The 20,427-nt window shown below is 56.1% G+C and carries 15 protein-coding genes; 11 read left to right on the forward strand and 4 right to left on the reverse strand.

Annotated features, from left to right (window positions below):
* Positions 1-9 precede the first annotated feature (9 nt).
* Positions 10-792: an ATP-binding cassette domain-containing protein gene (locus HGO37_RS02870; protein WP_250982040.1), complete on the forward strand. Its 783-nt coding sequence runs from the start codon at positions 10-12 to the stop codon at positions 790-792.
* Between the two features lie 96 nt (positions 793-888).
* On the opposite strand, the gene HGO37_RS02875 is transcribed toward HGO37_RS02870, so the two are convergent.
* Positions 889-1,800 carry a flagellin N-terminal helical domain-containing protein gene (locus HGO37_RS02875; protein ID WP_192488304.1) on the reverse strand — a complete coding sequence of 304 codons (912 nt, stop codon included), beginning with the start codon at positions 1,798-1,800 and terminating at the stop codon, positions 889-891.
* A 526-nt stretch (positions 1,801-2,326) separates the two neighbouring features.
* Between HGO37_RS02875 and bcsN the strand changes: the two genes are divergently transcribed.
* The 10 genes from bcsN to HGO37_RS02925 all read left to right on the forward strand — a co-directional run bounded on the left by bcsN (position 2,327) and on the right by HGO37_RS02925 (position 17,348).
* A complete protein-coding gene (bcsN, locus tag HGO37_RS02880; protein ID WP_352230545.1) occupies positions 2,327-3,181 on the forward strand; it encodes a cellulose biosynthesis protein BcsN in 855 nt (284 codons plus the stop codon).
* Between the two features lie 87 nt (positions 3,182-3,268).
* A complete protein-coding gene (gene bcsA / locus HGO37_RS02885; protein WP_250982042.1) occupies positions 3,269-5,467 on the forward strand; it encodes a UDP-forming cellulose synthase catalytic subunit in 2,199 nt (732 codons plus the stop codon).
* Complete coding sequence (locus tag HGO37_RS02890) at positions 5,464-7,947, forward strand: cellulose biosynthesis cyclic di-GMP-binding regulatory protein BcsB (protein ID WP_250982043.1); 2,484 nt, start codon at positions 5,464-5,466, stop codon at positions 7,945-7,947. Before bcsA ends, HGO37_RS02890 begins: the two co-directional genes overlap by 4 nt.
* Positions 7,944-8,993, forward strand: coding sequence for a family 8 glycosyl hydrolase (locus HGO37_RS02895; protein ID WP_502941368.1), 1,050 nt, complete (start codon positions 7,944-7,946; stop codon positions 8,991-8,993). Before HGO37_RS02890 ends, HGO37_RS02895 begins: the two co-directional genes overlap by 4 nt.
* Positions 8,990-11,212: a tetratricopeptide repeat protein gene (locus HGO37_RS02900; protein ID WP_250982044.1), complete on the forward strand. Its 2,223-nt coding sequence runs from the start codon at positions 8,990-8,992 to the stop codon at positions 11,210-11,212. Before HGO37_RS02895 ends, HGO37_RS02900 begins: the two co-directional genes overlap by 4 nt.
* Positions 11,213-11,454: 242 nt before the next feature.
* Positions 11,455-12,978: a sugar ABC transporter ATP-binding protein gene (locus HGO37_RS02905; protein ID WP_250982403.1), complete on the forward strand. Its 1,524-nt coding sequence runs from the start codon at positions 11,455-11,457 to the stop codon at positions 12,976-12,978.
* Positions 12,979-12,988: 10 nt separating this feature from the next.
* On the forward strand, positions 12,989-13,990 hold the full coding sequence (locus tag HGO37_RS02910; protein WP_250982045.1) for an ABC transporter permease: 1,002 nt from the start codon (positions 12,989-12,991) through the stop codon (positions 13,988-13,990).
* Between the two features lie 75 nt (positions 13,991-14,065).
* Complete coding sequence (locus tag HGO37_RS02915; protein ID WP_250982046.1) at positions 14,066-15,019, forward strand: substrate-binding domain-containing protein; 954 nt, start codon at positions 14,066-14,068, stop codon at positions 15,017-15,019.
* An 82-nt stretch (positions 15,020-15,101) separates the two neighbouring features.
* Positions 15,102-16,154, forward strand: a complete 1,053-nt coding sequence (locus HGO37_RS02920) for a sugar phosphate isomerase/epimerase family protein (protein WP_250982047.1) — start codon at positions 15,102-15,104, stop codon at positions 16,152-16,154.
* Positions 16,155-16,175: 21 nt separating this feature from the next.
* Positions 16,176-17,348: a Gfo/Idh/MocA family protein gene (locus tag HGO37_RS02925; RefSeq protein ID WP_250982048.1), complete on the forward strand. Its 1,173-nt coding sequence runs from the start codon at positions 16,176-16,178 to the stop codon at positions 17,346-17,348.
* Positions 17,349-17,397: 49 nt separating this feature from the next.
* Here the strand turns inward: HGO37_RS02925 and HGO37_RS02930 are convergent, their stop codons facing one another.
* The 3 genes from HGO37_RS02930 to HGO37_RS02940 are packed head-to-tail and all read right to left on the reverse strand — an operon-like array spanning position 17,398 to position 20,347.
* A complete protein-coding gene (locus HGO37_RS02930; protein WP_250982049.1) occupies positions 17,398-18,150 on the reverse strand; it encodes an ABC transporter ATP-binding protein in 753 nt (250 codons plus the stop codon).
* Positions 18,144-19,211 carry a FecCD family ABC transporter permease gene (locus HGO37_RS02935; RefSeq protein ID WP_250982050.1) on the reverse strand — a complete coding sequence of 356 codons (1,068 nt, stop codon included), beginning with the start codon at positions 19,209-19,211 and terminating at the stop codon, positions 18,144-18,146. The genes HGO37_RS02930 and HGO37_RS02935 overlap by 7 nt, the downstream gene beginning before the upstream one ends.
* The gene (locus HGO37_RS02940) at positions 19,211-20,347 is read right to left on the reverse strand and encodes an ABC transporter substrate-binding protein (protein ID WP_250982051.1); all 1,137 of its coding nucleotides are present in this window, start codon (positions 20,345-20,347) and stop codon (positions 19,211-19,213) included. The genes HGO37_RS02935 and HGO37_RS02940 overlap by 1 nt, the downstream gene beginning before the upstream one ends.
* Positions 20,348-20,427: the final 80 nt, after the last annotated feature.

The following is a 20,427-nucleotide window of genomic DNA, read 5'->3' on the forward strand; positions in this document are numbered from 1 at the left end:
GCTTCCGACATGACGGAACAAACCTCTCCCCTCGTGGAAATGAAAAACATCTCCATATCCTTCGGCGGCATTCACGCAGTCGAAAACGCCTCGGTCGATCTTTTTCCCGGTGAAGTCGTGGCCCTGCTTGGGCACAACGGTGCGGGCAAATCGACACTTATCAAGATATTATCCGGCGCCTACCGCCGCGACCAGGGCGATATTCTCATCAACGGTGAAGCGGCAGACATCCGCAATCCGCGTGATGCCAAGAAATACGGCATTGAAACCATCTACCAGACACTTGCTGTCGCCGATAACGTCGATGCGGCCGCCAATCTTTATCTTGGCCGCGAGTTGAAGACCAAATGGGGCACGCTGGACGATGTGGCGATGGAAGCATCTGCCCGTGAAGTCATGGGACGCCTCAACCCTAACTTCCGCCGTTTCAAGGAACCTGTGAAAGCGCTTTCGGGCGGTCAGCGCCAGTCTGTCGCCATTGCCCGCGCCATTCTGTTCGATGCACGCATCCTCATTATGGATGAGCCAACTGCAGCCCTTGGGCCTCAGGAAACCGCTCAGGTCGGCGACCTCATCAAGGAACTGAAAAAACAGGGTATCGGCATCTTCCTCATCAGCCACGACATTCATGACGTGTTTGATCTGGCAGACAGGGTATTCGTGATGAAGAACGGCAAGGTGGTTGGCCATGCCCGCACACAGGACGTCACCAAGGATGAGGTGCTTGGCATGATCATCATGGGCAAAGTACCTGCGGGTGCAACGCCAGGCCCGGGCGCCATGAAAAACTGAAGTACCTTATCGGTTGCATGAACACCAACACAAGAAAAAGCCGCGCTCCGAAGAGCGCGGCTTTTCTCTTTATATATAAGAGAGTGAGTGGTCCGATTAACGGAACAGCGACAGGATGTTCTGCGAGTCCGAGTTTGCAATCGACAGCGACTGGATGGCCAGCTGCTGCTGCGTCTGCAGAGCCTTCAGACGAGTGGACTCTTCGTTCATGTCCGCGTCAACCAGACGGCCGATACCACGCTCAAGCGAAGCGTTCAGCTTGGCGATGAAGTCTTCCTGCATGTCGATACGGGTAGAAACGGAACCGAGCTCAGCGCCAGCACTTGTCATCTTGGTCAGCGCGCTTTCGATAGCTGTCAACGCCTGATCGAGATAACCTGTCGAAGTGTTTGTAACGTCGAGGTTATTGACCGAAATCCCGAGCGCACCGCTGGTTGCACCGAGAATACCAGCTGTCGTGACAAGAGCGCCGGCAGTGTTGGTGCCGAACAGAACGTTGGCATCGGTGCCGGTGGACTTCATGACATAGTCGGTCTTCTTCACGGAAACGCCGCCGCTGCTGTCACGAACAAAACCCGAGATAACAGACTGCGTGCCCGAACCAGCGATCATGTTTTCGCCAGAGAAGGAAGCAGATTCAGCAATCGACTTCAGCTGTTCCTGCAGCTGCGTGATTTCTTCCTGAACCTTCTTGCTGTCTACGGAACCTTCCTGGGCCGTAACGAGCTTCTTCTTGATTTCTTTCACAACTTCAATTGCGGATTCCATACCGGAGTAGGCGGTATCAACCTTGGCGGCGCCAAGACCGATAGCGTCCTGAACAGCCGAAAGCGCACCGTTGTCAGAACGCATGGTAGTTGCGATTGACCAGTAAGCGGCGTTGTCGGACGCTTGTGAAACGCGCTGACCCGTAGAAATGTTGTTCTGGGTCTTCTCGAGGTTGCTGTTGATCGAGCGCAGCGTCTGCAAAGCGGACATCGCGGAAACGTTGGTCAGAATGCTAGCCATAATTTTTTTGTCCCTGTTTTTACGAAATACTGGTTATGGGGACATACCGGACTGATAATATCCTACCGGAGCACAGCAGTTCGGCATCATGCCACTCAGCTGATTGCTCTTAATGAACGACCAAGCCAAACCTGCTGCGGATGTGAGGAAATTCACATCCAATTGTTTCAGACTTCTTAATTTCGGGGGTTGTTCACATGGCTGAAAATGGGAAGGGTTAACAATCGCTTAACAAAATTCGCCAGATCTTAAAAAATGTATGAACAAAAGATGAAAAACATCGCTCACGGGTTAATTTTCAGATTGCTAAATCAGGCTCCTCCCCTATTCCATAGGCATGGTCTGGTCACAACTGATTCGGGTCCCTCGCGGCCTCTCCAGAACGCAAGATTCGGCGACAGTTACTCTCTCGAAAACCCTTGTTTTCGGGTCGATTCCGCTATTTCTTGGCATCCTCTCAGGCTGCACGGATAAGGGCGGCATCCAGACATCTGGCGCACCGCAAATGGTGGCAGCCGAACAGGCAATGATTTTCCCTCCGCCTGGCGGACCTGAAATCATGGCCGTGATTAACTACAATTATTCCAATGCCATGAAGCAGGGTGTCCTGCTGCGCTCCGAAGGCACCACACCGGGCCAGAATTATCTGAAGATCGAGCTGTTCGGACCGCAAAGGCAGGGCACCACCGTAACAGACGGTCTTGGCTTTGAAGGGACACGGGCTAGCCAGATTGCACGTGAAATCCGTCGCGAGTTTCCCGGCAAGCGCATTTCGATGTCGCAAGAATATCTGCAAAACAGCTACGGCGCATTTTCCTATGCCGTGGGCAACGGACAGGGCAGCGATCTATGTCTTTATGGTTGGCAGGAAATTCGCTCCAAGCAGGACATGCGCCAGGGATTGCGTAACCTTGGCAAAATCAACGTTCGTGCACGCCTTTGCCAGCCATCGGCAACCGTGCAGGAACTGCTGTCACTGATGTATAATTTCACGATCACTGGCAACTACACCAATCCGACATGGAACCCATACGGCACGCCGCAGGCACCTGATGCCGGCATTGGTCGTTCCAGCAACCCGATTTATCCTGTCGTTGGAACATCCTTCCCGATGCAGCCGGGCTCGCAAGCGCCATTGCCGCCGCCAACGCCTCGTCGCGTGTCCGCACCCGCCAACATATCATACCAGCCTCAGACAGTGGTAACTACCGCACCTCAGGCCGTCGCAACGCAGCCAAAAGTAAATGTCGCCATACCGTCACCGCTGCCTCAATCGCCACAGGCGACAACGCAGGAAACGGCTGTAAAGCCTGAGAAATCGGTCGTCATTCCTTCTCCAGGATGCCTGTCAGCAAATGGCAGCACGCAAGGATGTCGTTAACCTTTTTCGTTTAGGTTTTGTAAAGAAATGCCCGCGTGGGCGATAATTACAAAAGCTCAAAAGAGCATGCGAAACAGAAGGTCGCCGATGAGTAAGGCCATTGCCATCCTAGTCTGGTTGCTGACATCGGTCTGCGTACTGACCATCATTACCTTGCCGGTGAGCCTTCAAACGCATCTTATTGCCACGGCAATCTCCATCGTACTGCTTGGCACGATCAAGACGCTCGATGGGACCGGCCGTTGGCGGCTGATTGGTCTTGCCTTCGGCACGGCCATCGTGCTGCGTTATGTCTACTGGCGCACCACCAGCACATTGCCTCCGGTCAATCAACTTGAAAACTTCATTCCAGGCTTCCTGCTTTATCTCGCAGAAATGTACAGCGTGCTGATGCTCGGCCTCAGCCTTGTCATCGTTTCGATGCCATTGCCGTCGCGCACATCGAGACCCGGTTCGGAAGACTATCTCCCAACGGTAGATGTGTTCGTTCCAACCTACAATGAGGATTCCGAGTTGCTGGCCAATACGCTGGCCGCAGCCCGCAACATGGACTACCCGGCCGACAAGTTTACCGTCTGGCTGCTGGATGACGGCGGTACCGAACAGAAGCGTAACTCCAACAACATTCCAGATGCACAGGCAGCCTTGCGCCGTCACGAGGAATTGCAGAAATTATGCGCCGATCTCGATGTGCGTTACCTGACCCGTGCCCGCAACGAACACGCCAAGGCAGGTAACCTCAACAACGGCCTTGCTCATTCGACCGGCGAACTGGTGACGGTGTTCGACGCCGACCACGCGCCTGCCCGTGACTTCCTGCGCGAAACCGTTGGTTATTTCGAAAGTGACCCGAAGCTGTTTCTGGTGCAGACACCACACTTCTTCATCAATCCGGACCCGATTGAACGTAACCTCAATACGTTCGAGACAATGCCAAGTGAAAACGAGATGTTTTACGGCATTATCCAGCGTGGTCTGGATAAATGGAACGGCGCATTCTTCTGTGGATCGGCAGCTGTCCTTCGCCGCACCGCCCTTGCCGATACCGATGGCTTCAGCGGTGTCAGCATTACCGAAGACTGCGAAACCGCTCTTGCCCTGCATTCGCGCGGCTGGAACAGTATCTATGTCGACAAGCCGCTGATTGCCGGCTTGCAGCCAGCTACCTTTGCCAGCTTCATTGGCCAGCGCAGCCGCTGGGCACAGGGCATGATGCAGATCCTGATCTTCCGTCAACCACTGTTCCGCCGCGGCCTCAGCCTCACCCAGCGCCTGTGCTATATGTCGTCAACGCTGTTCTGGCTGTTCCCATTCCCGCGCACGATCTTCCTGTTCGCGCCGCTGTTCTACCTGTTTTTCGACCTGCAGATCTTTGTCGCATCGGGTGGCGAGTTCCTCGCCTACACCGCAGCCTACATGCTGGTGAACCTGATGATGCAGAACTATCTCTACGGCAATTTCAGATGGCCGTGGATTTCCGAACTCTATGAATATGTGCAGACCGTCCATCTGCTGCCAGCCGTGGTTTCGGTGATCTTCAATCCGAGCAAACCTACCTTCAAGGTGACGGCCAAGGACGAGTCCATCAAACAAAGCCGCCTGTCGGAAATCAGTCGACCGTTCTTCGTCATCTTTGGCGTACTGCTGGTGGCCATGGCCTTTGCGATCTATCGTATCTATGCCGAGCCCTACAAGGCCGACGTCACGCTGGTGGTGGGTGGCTGGAACCTGCTCAACCTCATTTTTGCCGGCTGCGCACTTGGCGTTGTCTCCGAGCGCGGTGAACGTTCGGCTTCGCGTCGCATCACAGTCAAACGTCGGTGTGACCTGCAAATTGGCGACAGCGATGTATGGCACCCGGCTATCATCGACAACGTTTCGGTTCATGGTCTGCTGATCAACATCTTTGATCGCAACCCGCCAACGGTCGAAAAGAACTCAACGGCTATCATCCGTATCAAGCCCTATGCCGATGGCGTGCCAACGACCATGACCATCAATGTTGTGCGCACCACCAAAAACGACGGTTACACATCGATCGGTGCCACCTTTGCGCCTCAGCAGGCACAGGACCACCGCCTGATCGCTGATCTGATTTTCGCCAACTCCGAACAGTGGACGGCTTTCCAGCGTGCAAGGCGGTCCAATCCAGGCCTGATCCGCGGCACCTTGTCGTTCATGACCATTGCTCTCTATCAGACCAACCGCGGGCTCTATTACCTGTTCCGCGGCATGCGGGGTGAACCACAAGCACCGGCAGCCGGTGCGAAGGGTGGCAAACAATGAAACAACGTCTTGTTTCCGCACTTCTGCTGGCATCCGTTTCGACATTTGCCTATGCGCAGTCAAACCCGTTTGACATGACCGGCGAGCGTCCAACCAACCCGCCAGCTGCCGCACCACCAGCGGTTACTCCGCCACGCGCTCCTACTCCGGCTGTGCCACCTGTCGCTCCACCTGCAACACCACAGGTATCAACACCGCCTGTCCGGCCACCGGTTGCACCGCAGCCCACATATCAGCAGCCCGCACCCGCCGCGCCAACTCCGGTACAACAACCGGCCAGCAATCAGGCAACGCCGCAGGCACCGGCGAGACCTTCAACTGCAGCAGCTGTTGATGACCGCAAACGTTTTCTGTTGCCGTTTAAAAGTCTTAGCCTTTCCGGCGAGACCGAACGCAAGCAATGGACAATCTATCTGACGCCGGAACAGGCACAGACGGCGACATCCCTGCGGATCGGTTACCAGAACTCGATCGTGGTGGCGCCTGAAAGCTCTAACCTGAGCGTCCGCATCAACAACACCATGCTGCCACCCAGCCCAATTTCTTCGCCGGATGGGGAAGGCAGCGCCTCGATGCCAATTCCTCCCGGCACCTTGCAGGCGGGAGCCAATGTCATCGCCTTCGCGGCACAGCAGCGGCACCGCACTGACTGCACCGCACAATCGACCTATGATCTGTGGACAGACATCAACCCCGCTGAGACCCACATCAACTTCGGAGCCGATGTCGCCAATCGCATACAAAGTATCGATGACATCAGCGCAACGGGCCTCGATGCTTCCGGCGTAACCACGATCATCATCGTGGCGCCGACACTGTCCAACCCGGCATTTTCCGACCAGTTGCTGCGCCTGTCACAGGCTCTTGCATTGCGCACCCAAATGCCGAACCAGAATGTGGTTGTGACAACAGAAATGCCCGCGACACAGCCTCCCGGCGCCTTGACCGTTGTTGTGGGCACCACACGCGAAATTGCACCATTGGCTGGCGAACTGCCGCCAGAAGCCCTGGCTGCGGCGTATTCCGGTTTCGAAATGGATGCCAACCGCGCCTATGCGCCTCTGCTTGTCACCGGGCCGACACCACAGGCAGTCCAATCGGCAATCGACACGCTGTTCACGGCCATGGAACGCCCTGCCGGATCGGTCAGAAGCACGCTTTACACCAAGGCATGGCACGGGCCCGATACGCCATTGGTAATGAGTGATCGGCGCATTGCCTTTTCAGAACTTGGCATTCAAAGCAGCGAGTTTTCCGGACGACGTTTCCAGACCGACTTCATGATCGGCGTTCCCTCAGACTTCTTTGCAGATGCGTATGGCGAAGCAACCTTGCTGCTCGACGCCGCCTATTCGGATGAAGTACTGCCGGGCAGCCAGATCAACATCTACGTCAACGGCAATATTGCGTCCACGGTACCGATCTCAAACAATGGCGGCGGTATATTCCGTCATTTACCTATCAATCTGACGCTACGTCATTTTGTCCCCGGCGCCAACGCCATTTCTATGGAAGCAGTGTTGTTGACCGAGGCGGACAAGGCCTGCCTGCCCGGTGCTACGGCCAGCGAAACGCCGAGATTTGCGTTGTTCGACACGTCCGAATTTTACATGCCGAACTTCGCCCTTCTTGGCAAAAAACCTGATCTCGCTGCTACCAGTGGCGTCGGCCAGCCTTACCGCGCAGACAATAGCCCGGTAGCAATTTCTCTGGACCGCGCCGATAGCGAAAGTCTGTCGACCGCAGCAACGCTGGTCAGCCGCCTCGCCATGTCCGCCGGGCACCCTATTCCCGTTGAAACTGTGGCCTCGGCCTCGGCAGTTGGCGACCGAGATGCAATTTTCGTTGGCACCGTCTCCCAAATGCAGCAGGCATTGCTTGCACAATTCAACATCACACCGTCAAGCCAGGTTTCCTGGCTAGGAGGCCAAGGCGCCAACCAGAATGGCGACAATACCGAAGTGATGTTTGATGACTGGCGTCGCAAGGTTAACAACGGCAAATGGCAAGGTCAGATCTCCTCCTTCGAGGAATGGATGAAGCGCAACTTTGACATCAGTCCGGATACGCTACGCTTCCTACCGTCTGCGGAAGAATCCTATTCTCCGCCAGCCAATGTCTCATTCATGCTGGCTCAAGGCTTGAGCCCGTCCGGTGGCGGTGTGTGGACCATGGCGACAGCACCAAACTCCAGTGATTTGCGCACCGGCATGGCCGCCATTTCCGAGGAAACCCGCTGGCGCAAGGTAGCAGGCCGCGTCACCACCTATGATGCCGCAACCGACACGGTGCAGAGCATTCCGGTGCAGCAGCCACGTTTTTATGTGACACGCGAATTCTCGTTATCAAACTGGCGTTTGATTGCTGCCAACTGGCTTTCCACCAATGTCCTTTCCTATTCGCTGGCCTTTGTTGGTTTTCTCTGCCTTTTGGGTGTGATCACCACGGCCATGCTGCGCATGATGGGGAGACGCAAATGACGCCCTCTATCTTGCGCGCATTACGTATCGCCGGATTTGCCCTGATGGCCGCCCTTCCCGCCAAATCCTTTGCCGCAACAATCGATGCACCGGCATGGAGCGCCTACAAGACTGCGTTTCTGGACAACAGCGGTCGGATCATTGATACCGGCAATGGCAACATCAGTCACAGTGAGGGCCAGGGTTATGGCATGTGGTTGTCTGTATTGGCTGATAACCCAGCGGATTTTGAACTGATCTGGTCCTTCACCAAAACCGAGCTGCTGGTACGCAATGATGGTTTGGCCGCCTGGAAATGGGACCCTCAGGCAAACCCGCATATTACCGACATAAACAATGCGACTGACGGCGATATCCTGATTGCCTACGCGCTGGCTCTGGCGGCACAACAGTGGAACCGCTCGGACTACCAGCAGACCGCACGCACCATCATCGATACGATCGCACAAAAGGCTGTGATCCAAAACGCGGGGCGCACATTGCTTCTGCCGGCCGTCGAGGGGTTCTCATCCAGCGAGCGCGCTGATGGACCGGTTATCAATCCGTCCTATCTGATTTTCGAAGCTTTTCCGGTGTTTGATGCCCTCTCGCCCTCGCCAGTGTGGCAGGCATTGACAAATGATGGCGTTGCGCTGCTCGACAGCTTCTCTTTCGGTGATCGCAAATTGCCTGCCGACTGGGTGTCCATGAAGCGTAGGCCACAACCGGCCGAAGGTTTTGCCCCTGAGTTCGGTTACAATGCCGTTCGTATTCCGCTTTATCTCGCGCAGGCAAAGGCAGGTACTGCCGCCCTTTATAACCGGCTGCTGACCGGCATGAGTGCAGACAATGGCAATATTGCAACGATTGATCTCAGGCAGAATGCGGTGAAGGACACGTTGTCCGACCCCGGTTACCGTATGGTTGCGGCCATTGCTGCCTGTGCAGCCAATGGCACCAAGATCCCCGAAGATCTGCGCAGCTTCAGTCCAACCCTCTATTACCCCTCGACCCTGCACCTGCTGGCCCTGTCCGCAGCGACGCAGACACATCGGGAGTGCCTATGAAAACCACACCGCTTCTCGTATCCACCGCTCTTCTGGCCGCAGTCGGTTTTGTCGCCGTCGAATGGCGAAGCGAAATCATGGGCCAAGTGACAGGCGTACATGGCAAGCCCGCGCAAAGCGGGCTGCTGGCGTTGCAGCCAACACCGTCTGCAGCACCTGCGCCCTACAGCGTGCCTGACAACAGCCAGAGACCCATTGAAGTGGCACAGCTGTCAAATGATCTGCCAGCGCAGCAAACCGCACAAGTGCGTACCCCGCAGACCAACACCGCCGAACAGCCAGCAGCCACTACTGTGCCGCAGGTGGACGAAAGCGCATTGCGTTATTTTGCAACGCAGGGGGACACGGCCCGCCTGAGCGCCGAAATTGCCCGACTGAAGTCGCTTTATCCCAACTGGGTTCCACCGGAAAATCCGCTTGCTGTACCGCCGGTCGGCGATGCACAACTTGAAAACATGTGGAAGCTGTATTCCGAGTCGCGTTACGCGGAAGTTCGCAAGGCAATTGTCGACCGTCAGCAGGCTGAGGCCGGTTGGCAGCCTCCGGCCAACCTGCTCGAAATGCTCGACATGGCAGAGGCCCGCATCAAACTCGTCAATGCATCCAACCTCAAACAATATGCGACAGTAATTGAGGTGGCGGCTGCCAACTCCGGCCTTTTGACATGCAGCGAGGTCGATACGTTGTGGCGCGTTGCCGAAGCCTTCGCTCAAACCAATCGCGATAATCGCGCCCGCGATGCCTACATGTATGTGTTGACCAATTGCACGCAGGAAAATGAACGACTGGCAACGGTGCAGAAGGCCGCCGCTTTGCTGCCGCCCGCCATGACCGAGGAGTTGCTGGCGCAGGAAAAAACCAAGGCAGACGGAACACTCGAATTCGAACCGGTCAAGAATGACCTTGCCCGCCAGTTTGTCGCCAATGGCGGCACGGACGTAAAACTCACCGTCGCTCCGACCTATGTAAGTCGCTTGGAACGTCTTGCGGAAACCGATGGGCTGGCCAGCGACGATCTGTTGCTTGGCTGGTACTACATTATGCGGGAAAACGTCACCGACGCAGAAAAATGGTTCCGCAAAGCACACGACAAGGAAAATTCGGCATCAGCCTCTCAGGGTCTGGCACTTGCTCTTCTTGCACGTGACAAACCGCAGGAAGCCGAGGAGATCATGTATGAGTGGCGTGATGCATCTGACGATGCTCACAAGACCTATCTGGCAGCAACCGCCAACCTGCTGGCGCTTGAACCGCCTGTTCCCTTGGATGCCGAGGTTCTGAAACGCATTGGCGAGGAAACCGTCAAGGCGAAAGACCCGGCAACCGCCCAGGAATTTGGTTGGTATGCCCGCGCTTTCCAGCAACCACAACTCGCCATTCAGTGGTTTACAACAGCCCTCGGTTGGAAGGCTGATGACGAACCATCTGCCTATGGTCTGGCATTGACCAACTACGAACTTGCCAATCTGCCAGAAACCCGTCGCATTCAACAGGAATGGGCAGGTCGCTCAGAGCGCATTGCCCAGCTTGGTCAGGTTCAGGCGGTCAATACCGCGCCGCGGACGGTCTATACCCAAGCATATTCCACGGCACCTGCCGCGCAGGCGCCTGTTGACACGCGACCAGCCGCGGCAATTGTCCCTAGACAACCCCGCGCCGTTGCCGCCGATCGAGGTGGATCCCCGCAACAGCGTGGCTGCAACCTCACCAGCCGTCCGCAAAATCTGTCATCGCAAACTGCCTTGCAACAGGGTTGGTGCCTGATGGAAGCCAACCGACCCGCTGAGGCACTTAAAGCCTTTGAATCTGCCCTGCGCAGCGACCAGTCCAATATTCGCAGTGACGCCGCTTACGGCCAAAGCCTTGCTTACCTGCGCATGGGCCTAACCGACAATGCCGCTGTCTCGGCTGCCAAGGGCGGCATGGACAAGGGCAAGGCGACGGAATTGCAAGTCGCAATCCTGACTGATCGCGCGCTGGCGGCCTATCGCAACGGCCGTTACCCTGAAGCGCTAATCATGCTGGATCAACGGTCGCGTTTTGCCACGGAACGTACCGACCTTATGGTCATCAGGGGGTATTCCTACCTCAACATGAAACGTTACGCCGACGCGATCCAGATATTCGAAAGCGTCGCTGCAACCGGCAACCGCGATGCCGTATTGGGTCTTGCCAACGCCCGCAGCGCCAGAGCTGCGGCCTCCGGCGCAGATTACTAAAACACTCAAAGAGCGAAGTTTGACAGGACTTCGCTCTTTTGATGTTCACGAAAAGCGTTATTCGAACGAATTTGCTTTACGTACCTCACAATGAAGGCTAGCCTTACATAAGGTCATGGTGAGCATGAAAAATGCCACCGAGCCGGAGCTTTGGGAGGAGTTCACGTGCAGCCAGAAAACCGGTGGACGCACAGCTTGTTGCTGGCGGCCTTATCAGACATGCAGCCCGCGGTAAGCACCCTATGACGGCGCAGGGCAGAGATCCCGCGTCTTTGATTCTCGAAGCCGCCTCACTCAACAAGTCTTTCGGCCCCGTACAGGTTCTGCACGACATCAATCTTCAGGTTTATGCTGGGGAGGTTCACGCCATCATTGGCGAGAATGGCGCTGGCAAATCGACATTGATGAAGTTGTTCGCCGGAAATGAACGCCCTACAAACGGCGAACTGCGCATTGACAAGAAACCGGTTACATTCGCCGGCCCTGTGGATGCTGAAAACCACGGCATCGTGCTGGTCCATCAGGAAATCCTGCTGGCACCGGATTTGACCGTTGCACAGAATATCTACCTTGGCCGCGAGTTGACCCGTGGCCCGATCGTTGATGATACCGCCATGCGCGAAGGTGCTGCCAAGGCGATCCGTGATCTTGGCGCAGTTATCGATCCAGATGCCATCGTCGGTCGTCTGTCGATTGCCCAAAGGCAGTTGGTGCAGATCGCCCGGGTTCTTCTGGTGCCGCACCGTATGGTTATTTTCGATGAGCCAACCGCATCGCTCTCCCCTGTCGAAACCGATGCACTGCTGGCTGTCATCCGTGACATCAAGGCCAAGGGTGTCGCCGTTCTCTATATTTCGCACCGCTTGCCGGAGGTGAAGGAGATTGCGGATCGCGTCACCGTCCTGCGTGACGGTCGCCTGATCGGCACCCATGACGCCGCGTCACTCAACCCGGCAGATATGGCTCGACTGATGGTGGGGCGCGATGTTTCCAAGCTCTATCCGGATCGCAAAACAGCGGCCGCACGGGAACCAGTGCTGGAAGTCGATAACTTTACCGTACCGGGCTACGTCACCGACGCCAGTTTCAAACTGCAAAAGGGTGAAATTCTCGGCTTTGCCGGGCTGGTAGGCGCGGGCCGTACAGAACTGATGGAGGGTGTTGTTGGTCTGCGACTTGCAAGCGGCACTATCCGGCATAATGGCAACCCGGCACGCTTTCGTGACGCAAAGGAAAGCCTGAAAGCAGGCATTGTTTACCTAAGTGAAGATCGCAAGGGCAAAGGCTTGCTGCTCGGTAAGGACCTGCGCATCAACCTTACCCTCGCCTCACTCAGACATTTCGTCAGCGGCCTGCAGATTGATGCCCGCAAGGAACGGCAAGCATTGGACGACGCTATCCGTGACTTCGATATCCGGACGGGCCGCAAGGATTTACTGGCAGGTCAGCTTTCCGGCGGCAACCAGCAAAAACTGTTGCTGGCAAAAATGATGATGCTCAATCCATCCATCGTCATCATCGATGAGCCGACACGCGGCATCGACATCGGCACAAAGGAACAGATCTACCGCTTCATCGTCGGGCTGGCCGAACAGGGAAAATCGGTGATCGTCGTTTCATCGGAAATGCCGGAGCTGATCGGCATCTGCGACCGCATCGTTGTCATGCGCTCCGGCCACATCGCAGGTGAAGTGACAGGCGATGCAATGACGGAACATGAAATCGTTGTGCTGGCAACAGGCGTCAGCTCTGAAAAAGTTGCTTAAGGGGGATTGAATGACAGACGCCGCTGCCGAAAAAACCAAGGCACCCAAAACCTCGAAAGACTGGGATTTACGCGCTGTCGCGCCCTTTGTCGCGCTGGCGCTTTTGCTGGTGCTCGGCACCATTGCCAACCCCAACTTCATCGGCATCGACAACCTGCTCAACGTCATCACCCGCAGCGCCTTCATCGCGATTATAGCACTTGGCGCAACCTATGTGATTTCGGCTGGTGGGCTTGATCTTTCCGTCGGATCCATGGTGGCCTTTGTCGCCAGCCTGATGATCCTGTTCATCAATAGCGGCACAATAGTCGATCCGACATGGATGTTGCTGACAGCCATGTTGCTGGCGCTGGTCATTGGCGCGATGTGTGGCCTTGCCAATGGTCTCATCACAACGATCGGGCGCATTGAGCCGTTCATCGCAACACTTGGTACGATGGGCATCTATCGCGGTTTGACGACATGGCTGTCGCAAGGTGGCGCAATCACCCTGCGCAACTCGGAAATTCAGGCCATGTACCGCCCGGTCTATTTCGGCACGGTGTTTGGCGTTCCGGTTCCCGTTCTGGTCATTTTCATCACCGCTGCGATCGCCGCATTCGTGCTCTACCGCACCCGTTATGGCCGCCATGTCATTGCTGTTGGCTCCAGTGAAGACGTCGCCCGTTACTCCGGTATTTCCGTCAACCGGGTTCGCACCATTGCTTATGTCGTGCAGGGTCTGTGCGTCGCAGTTGCGGTACTTCTTTACGTGCCACGTCTTGGCTCGACCTCTGCAACAACGGGCATGTTGTGGGAATTGCAGGCCATTACTGCCGTGGTCGTGGGTGGCACGGCGCTACGTGGCGGTGTCGGTCGCATATGGGGCACAGTTTGTGGCGCTTTCATCCTCGAAATCGTCGGCAACATCATGCTGCTGTCCAACTTCGTCAGCGAATATCTGATTGGGGCCATTCAGGGGGCCATCATTATTATTGCCATGCTGGTCCAGCGATCCTTGACCCGCAAGTAGACAGGATTGGCCGGGCCGTTGGGGCGAGCCTGGTTGAGGAGGAGACGTGCCCCGCAATCTTTTGGGAGAAAGATCATGCGAACAAAAATATTAGGCATCGCGTTTGCAGCACTGGCGGCATCATTTGCTGGATCCGTGCATGCTCAGGACAAAAAAGTCACCATCGGCGTTTCCATTCCGGCAGCCGACCACGGCTGGACAGCCGGTGTGGTGTATCATGCAGAACGTGTCGCCAAGCTGCTGATGCAGGAACACCCTGGTCTCAACGTCATCGTAAAGACCTCCGCTGACCCAGCCAGCCAGGCCAACGCCCTGCAAGACCTTTCCGTACAGGGACTGGACGCGCTGGTTGTTCTGCCAACCGACCCGGATCCGCTGACAAACGCCATCAAGGAAATCAAGGACAAGAAAACCTTTGTTGCCTTGGTTGACCGCGCACCAAGTGTCAACGACAACACCATCCGCGATCTCTACGTGGCCGGTAACAACCCTGCACTTGGCCAGGTGGCCGGTGAATACATCAAGGCAACAACCCCTGACGCCGAAGTTGTGGTTATCAGAGGCATGCCAATCCCTATTGACCAGCAGCGTCAGGATGGCTTTGACAAGGGTATTGCCGGTTCCAACGTCAAGGTTCTCGACCGTCAGTACGGCAACTGGAACCGCGACGATGCCTTCCGCGTCATGCAGGACTACCTGACCAAGTACAAGAAGATCGACGTGGTCTGGTGTCAGGATGACGACATGGCGGTTGGTGTGCTCGAAGCCATCCAGCAGGCAAAACGCACCGACATTCAATACGTGGTCGCAGGTGCCGGCTCGAAGGACATGATCAAGCGCGTCATGGATGGCGACAAGCTCGTACCGGTTGACGTGCTTTACCCACCTGCAATGGTCGCAACAGCCATGCAGCTGACCGCCGCGCATTTCTACGATCAGGTTCCGGTTAGCGGCGAATACATTCTCGACGCAACCCTGATCACCAAGGACAATGCCGAGCAGTTCTACTTCCCGGATTCCCCGTTCTGATATCGCCACCTGCAATGCGCCCGCCTGCGGGCGCATTCACCCCATTCCTATGTTTTTGTATGTTCGATAATGGAGGGTATTTATGAAGACGATCAAAGGACCTGCCTTGTTTCTGGGCCAGTTCGCGGGCGATACCGCCCCGTTCAACACCTGGGACGGCATTACAAAATGGGCAGCCGAAAAAGGGTACATCGGCGTGCAGGTGCCGACATGGGCAAGCCAGCTGATCGATCTGAAAAAAGCCTCAGAATCGAAAGACTATTGCGATGAATTTGCCGGTGTCGCCCGCCAGAATGGCATCGAAGTAACGGAGCTTTCCACCCACTTGCAGGGACAGTTGGTCGCCGTTCACCCGGCCTATGATGAAGCGTTTGACGGTTTTGCAGTGCCGGAAGTGCGCGGCAATCCAAAGGCGCGCCAGCAATGGGCGGTAGAACAGGTCAAGATGGCCCTGAAAGCCTCCCGCAATATGGGTATCAAGGCCCATGCAACATTTTCAGGGGCGCTAGCCTGGCCTTTTGTCTATCCATGGCCACAACGACCGGCCGGCCTGGTCGAAGCCGCCTTTGACGAGCTGGCAAAACGCTGGACACCAATTCTCAACTACGCCGATGAACAGGGTGTCGATATCGCCTATGAGATCCACCCCGGCGAAGACCTGCATGACGGTGTAACATTTGAAATATTCCTGGAGCGGGTGAAAAACCACCCTCGCGCCAACATGCTCTACGACCCCTCGCACTATGTGCTGCAGTGCCTCGATTATCTCGACAACATCGATATCTACAAAGACCGCATCAAGATGTTCCACGTCAAGGATGCGGAGTTCAACCCGACCGGCCGACAGGGCGTTTATGGCGGTTATCAGGGCTGGGTAAATCGTGCCGGACGTTTTCGTTCGCTGGGCGACGGACAGGTGGACTTCGGCGCAGTGTTTTCCAAAATGGCTGCTAATGATTTTGATGGCTGGGCCGTGGTCGAGTGGGAATGCGCACTCAAACATCCCGAAGATGGTGCCCGCGAAGGCGCAGAATTCGTCAAAGCCCATATCATCCGCGTCACTGAAAAGGCATTCGACGACTTTGCTGCCAGCGGCACCGATGACGCCGCAAACCGCCGCATGTTGGGCCTGTAAAAAAGCTCCAAGAGGAACACGATGACTATTGAAGCAAAAACGACCGATACAGCCACCAGCCGCATTCGTCTGGGCATGGTGGGTGGTGGTATCGGCGCATTTATTGGCGGCGTGCACCGCATGGCAGCGCGTCTGGACAACCGCTTTGAACTGGTGGCAGGCGCCCTCTCCTCCTCACCTGACAAGGCCGTGGCCTCGGGTCACGAGCTGGGGCTGAGCCCCGACCGGGTTTATTCCAGTTACAAGGATATGGCGATCCGCGAAGCCCGGCTGAAAAACGGCATTGAAGCCGTCGCGATCGTCACGCCGAACAATGTGCATTACGAGGCTGCACGCGAATTTCTCAAACGTGGCATTCACGTCATCTGCGACAAACCGCTGACCTCTTCACTCGCTGACGCCAAAAAACTGAAAAAGGCAGCTGACGAAAGCGGTGCACTGTTCATCCTCACCCACAATTACACGGGCTACCCCATGGTGCGGCAAGCCCGCGAAATGATAGCGGCCGGCGAGCTTGGCGACCTGCGTGTCGTTCAGGTCGAATATGCGCAGGATTGGTTGACCGAAGCGCTTGAAACAACCGGCGCCAAGGGTGCGGTATGGCGTACCGACCCCAAACAATCAGGCGTTGGCGGCTCCACGGGCGATATCGGCACCCATGCCTTCAATCTGGCCTCCTTCGTCACCGGACTGACACTGGATAGTCTGGCCGCAGATCTCGACAGCTTCGTTGAAGGCCGTCGTGTTGATGACAACGCCCACGTGATGTTGCGTTTTGCCGGCGGTGCCAAAGGCATGTTGTGGTGCAGTCAGGTGGCTCCCGGCAACGAAAACTCTCTGAAATTGCGAGTTTTCGGCACCAAGGGCGGGCTGGAATGGGCGCAGGAAGATCCCAACCGTCTGTGGTTCACACCCTTTGGTCAGGAAAAGCGGTTGATCACCCGTGGTGGTGCCGGTGCAGGTGCGGCAGCAGCCCGCGTCACCCGCATTCCCGGCGGCCATCCCGAGGGATATCTGGAAGCCTTTGCCACCATCTACACCGAAGCGGCCCATGCCGTCGAGGCAAAGCGCAACGGCAAGAGCGTCGACAAATCGGTGGTTTATCCAACCGTTGATGATGGTGTGAATGGCGTAGCCTTCATTGAGGCTTGCGTTGCTTCATCGCGGAAAAATGCCGCCTGGGTGAAGCTGTAAAAAACAACGCTTCCGGCTTCACTAGGAAGCCGGAAGCGTTCTCTAAGTCTCAGAGCGCGCCGTCCACGATGACCAGCGGGCGACCCAGCGAGCAGTTTTCGATACGTGCCTCAATCTTGTAGATATCGCGCAACATATCGGCATTGATCACATCACATGTGTTGCCGCTGACGATCATCTCACCTTTTGCAATAACGATAGTGCTCTCGCAGTAACGAAGCGCATGGTTGAGGTCGTGCAGTGCAATCAGCACGATCATGCCATTCTTTTTGGCCAGATCGGCCACGAAACCCAGCACCTCGATCTGGCGATGCAGGTCAAGTGCCGAGGTCGGCTCATCCATCAGCAGCACTTCCGGCCTGCGCACCAGCGCCTGCGCCAGCGATACCAGCTGGCGCTGACCACCCGAAAGTTCACCGAGGCCACGAAACGCCAGATCTTCAATACGCAATGCCTTCAAGATGGCATCGATCTCATTGAGCTCACTGTCCTGAACACGCCAGCCTCCACCCTGTTTGGCAGATAGCAGGATGGATTCGTACACGGTCAAAACCGCGTTCGCACCGGTATCCTGCGGCATGTAACATATGGTGCGATCACCCCGTTCCGTATCGGAAAGCTGCACCAGGCCGGGGCCGGAAATGAGCCCCGCAATACGCTTGAACAGTGTCGATTTGCCAGCCGCGTTTGGTCCAATAACCGCCGTCACACTGCCGCTTTGCAGAAGATCGATGCCGACCTTTGAAAGAACGGTAACGCGACCGTAGGACGCGCCGACATCCTTGAGAGCAAGGGCTACCATGCGCGCCTCCTGTTGGAAAAGATCAGAACGAAAAAGAAGGGAACGCCAACCAGCGCGGTGATGACACCGATCGGCAGGATAGCGCCTGGAATAAGCATCTTGCTGACAACCGAGGTCACGGACAACAGCAGTGCACCGCAGATGACCGAACCCGGCAGGAAGAAGCGCTGGTCCTCACCCACCACCATACGCGCAATGTGCGGGCCAACCAGACCGACAAAACCGATTGTCCCGACAAAGGACACCGGAATGGCAGCCAGCAGGCTGACGGTCAGCATGGTCTGCAAACGCAGGCGACGAACATTGACGCCCATGCTGGCAGCCTTGTCGTCACCGAGGCGAAGTGCCGTCAGCGCCCAGGCGTTTTTCATGAACAAAGGCACCGTCAGCACGATGATGCCACCGGTCACATAAACCTTCATCCATGTTGCTTTGGTCAGGCTACCCATGGTCCAGAACACAACAGCGGCAAGCGCCTGCTCCGAGGCCAGATATTCGAGCAGCGACAGCGCAGCGTTGAAGGTGAACACCAAGGCAATGCCGAGCAGAACAATGGTTTCCACGCTGACACCACGCATGGTGGATGCAAAATGAATGAACATTGCAGCCAGCATCGCCATCAGAAACGCGTTGATCGGCACCATGTAGTGTACAGCACCTGGGAAGATCGCAACGCCCCCCACCAGTGCCAAAGCAGCGCCAAAGCTGGCCGCAGCCGAGATACCAAGTGTAAACGGGCTGGCAAGCGGGTTGGACAGAATGGTCTGCATCTGCGCACCGGCGACCGAAAGCGATGCCCCGACTGTCACGGCCATCAAGGCAATCGGCATACGAATATCCCAGATAACCACACGAAGTTGATCAGTGACCGAAGCCGGATCAAGGATCGCACCAACAACCTGCGACAGGGTATAACGCGCCGGGCCAAGCGCCATGTCTGCCGCAAGGCTGAGACACAGGGCAACAACCAACCCCACCAGAATGATAATCCTGCGCGCGGCAAGGGCGCGATATTGATCGCGCCCTGTTACTTTGACCTCGGTTTCACTCAAGGAAGCCATCAGTTCGAACCTTTTTCAAGAGAGACGAAATATCCCGGTTTGTAGGTAACCGGCAGGAATTTCTTGTGAAATTCCTCAAAGTTCTTCTCAGGGTCCAGATCGGCAAAAATGTCGGGGTGGAACCACTTCGCAAATTGCTGGATTGGGAAGAACTCATATGGCGCGCCATAAAACTGGTGCCAGACACCATGAACCTGACCGTTCTTGACGGCAGACAGGTTCGGGAATGGCGTGCGTGTCATGAGACTGGCAAGGCGTTCGCGCGCCACCACCATGTCGGCCCCACGACCGAGCGGGACAAACTGGTTGATATCGGATTCAGCGGCCCAATTGGAACCGGTCACGATGACATGGGCTGGATCCGAAACCAAAAGCTGTTCCGGGTTGAGATCGCCAAAGGTGGTCTTGATAATCCCCTCAGCTACATTGTGCCCGCCAGCCAGATCAACCATCGCGCCGAAATTGACGGGGCCAAATGTGCGGCAGCAGGTGTTCTCACCCGAAATACCCGGCGAGCGTTCGATGAAAACATTTGGACGTTGCAAATCCTTGATGCCAGCCAGCCTGTCGGTGACGCGGGCAATTTCTGCACGGCGATAGGCAATGAATTCTTCTGCCCGCTGTTCCGCACCAAAAAGCTGGCCAAGAATACGGATTGATTTTTCGCTGTTCTTGTCCGGGTCAATTCGGAAATCAAGATAGATGACCTTGATGCCGGCAGCCGCTGCCTTTTCTTCAAAGCCGCTTTCCTTGGCACCCTTCTCGGCCTCAAGATTCAATGTGATGACGTCAGGTGTCAGCGAAATTGCGGTCTCGAGGCTGAAATCGCCTTGCGGGATGTAGCCGAAACGCGGCAAATCCGCCAATGCCGGAAACTTTTCGACATAGGCCGTATAACTATCAGGATCTTTTTTGATGAGGTCATCGCGCCATCCGACAATGCTGTCGAATGTCTGATCACCTTTCAGCGCGGCGATAACGTGGATCTGCCGGGCTTCACCGACAATCACGCGCTTGGCGGGCAACTCGATCTCGACCGTATGTCCCGTGACATCGGTAATTTCAGCCGCAAATGCCGGCATTGCCAGAAGCGAAACGGCGAGCACCGTTACATGGCGAAACATCTTGAACCGCATGGGTGGTTCCTCTCTCTTTAATCAGAAATGGCGAGGCTGCAATTTTGCAGCCTCGCCTGTCGATCAACCGGCACACCCCC

The organism is Rhizobium sp. CG4 (genome assembly GCF_023701965.1).
GTDB lineage: Bacteria > Pseudomonadota > Alphaproteobacteria > Rhizobiales > Rhizobiaceae > Agrobacterium.

Excerpts from the sequence above, each read along its gene's own strand:
- HGO37_RS02870 (WP_250982040.1), top strand. The coding sequence starts at position 10 with ATGACGGAACAAACCTCTCCCCTCGTGGAAATGAAAAACATCTCCATA.
- HGO37_RS02875 (WP_192488304.1), bottom strand. The coding sequence starts at position 1,800 with ATGGCTAGCATTCTGACCAACGTTTCCGCGATGTCCGCTTTGCAGACG.
- bcsN (WP_352230545.1), top strand. The coding sequence starts at position 2,327 with ATGATTTTCCCTCCGCCTGGCGGACCTGAAATCATGGCCGTGATTAAC.
- bcsA (WP_250982042.1), top strand. The coding sequence starts at position 3,269 with ATGAGTAAGGCCATTGCCATCCTAGTCTGGTTGCTGACATCGGTCTGC.
- HGO37_RS02890 (WP_250982043.1), top strand. The coding sequence starts at position 5,464 with ATGAAACAACGTCTTGTTTCCGCACTTCTGCTGGCATCCGTTTCGACA.
- HGO37_RS02895 (WP_502941368.1), top strand. The coding sequence starts at position 7,944 with ATGACGCCCTCTATCTTGCGCGCATTACGTATCGCCGGATTTGCCCTG.
- HGO37_RS02900 (WP_250982044.1), top strand. The coding sequence starts at position 8,990 with ATGAAAACCACACCGCTTCTCGTATCCACCGCTCTTCTGGCCGCAGTC.
- HGO37_RS02905 (WP_250982403.1), top strand. The coding sequence starts at position 11,455 with ATGACGGCGCAGGGCAGAGATCCCGCGTCTTTGATTCTCGAAGCCGCC.
- HGO37_RS02910 (WP_250982045.1), top strand. The coding sequence starts at position 12,989 with ATGACAGACGCCGCTGCCGAAAAAACCAAGGCACCCAAAACCTCGAAA.
- HGO37_RS02915 (WP_250982046.1), top strand. The coding sequence starts at position 14,066 with ATGCGAACAAAAATATTAGGCATCGCGTTTGCAGCACTGGCGGCATCA.
- HGO37_RS02920 (WP_250982047.1), top strand. The coding sequence starts at position 15,102 with ATGAAGACGATCAAAGGACCTGCCTTGTTTCTGGGCCAGTTCGCGGGC.
- HGO37_RS02925 (WP_250982048.1), top strand. The coding sequence starts at position 16,176 with ATGACTATTGAAGCAAAAACGACCGATACAGCCACCAGCCGCATTCGT.
- HGO37_RS02930 (WP_250982049.1), bottom strand. The coding sequence starts at position 18,150 with ATGGTAGCCCTTGCTCTCAAGGATGTCGGCGCGTCCTACGGTCGCGTT.
- HGO37_RS02935 (WP_250982050.1), bottom strand. The coding sequence starts at position 19,211 with ATGGCTTCCTTGAGTGAAACCGAGGTCAAAGTAACAGGGCGCGATCAA.
- HGO37_RS02940 (WP_250982051.1), bottom strand. The coding sequence starts at position 20,347 with ATGCGGTTCAAGATGTTTCGCCATGTAACGGTGCTCGCCGTTTCGCTT.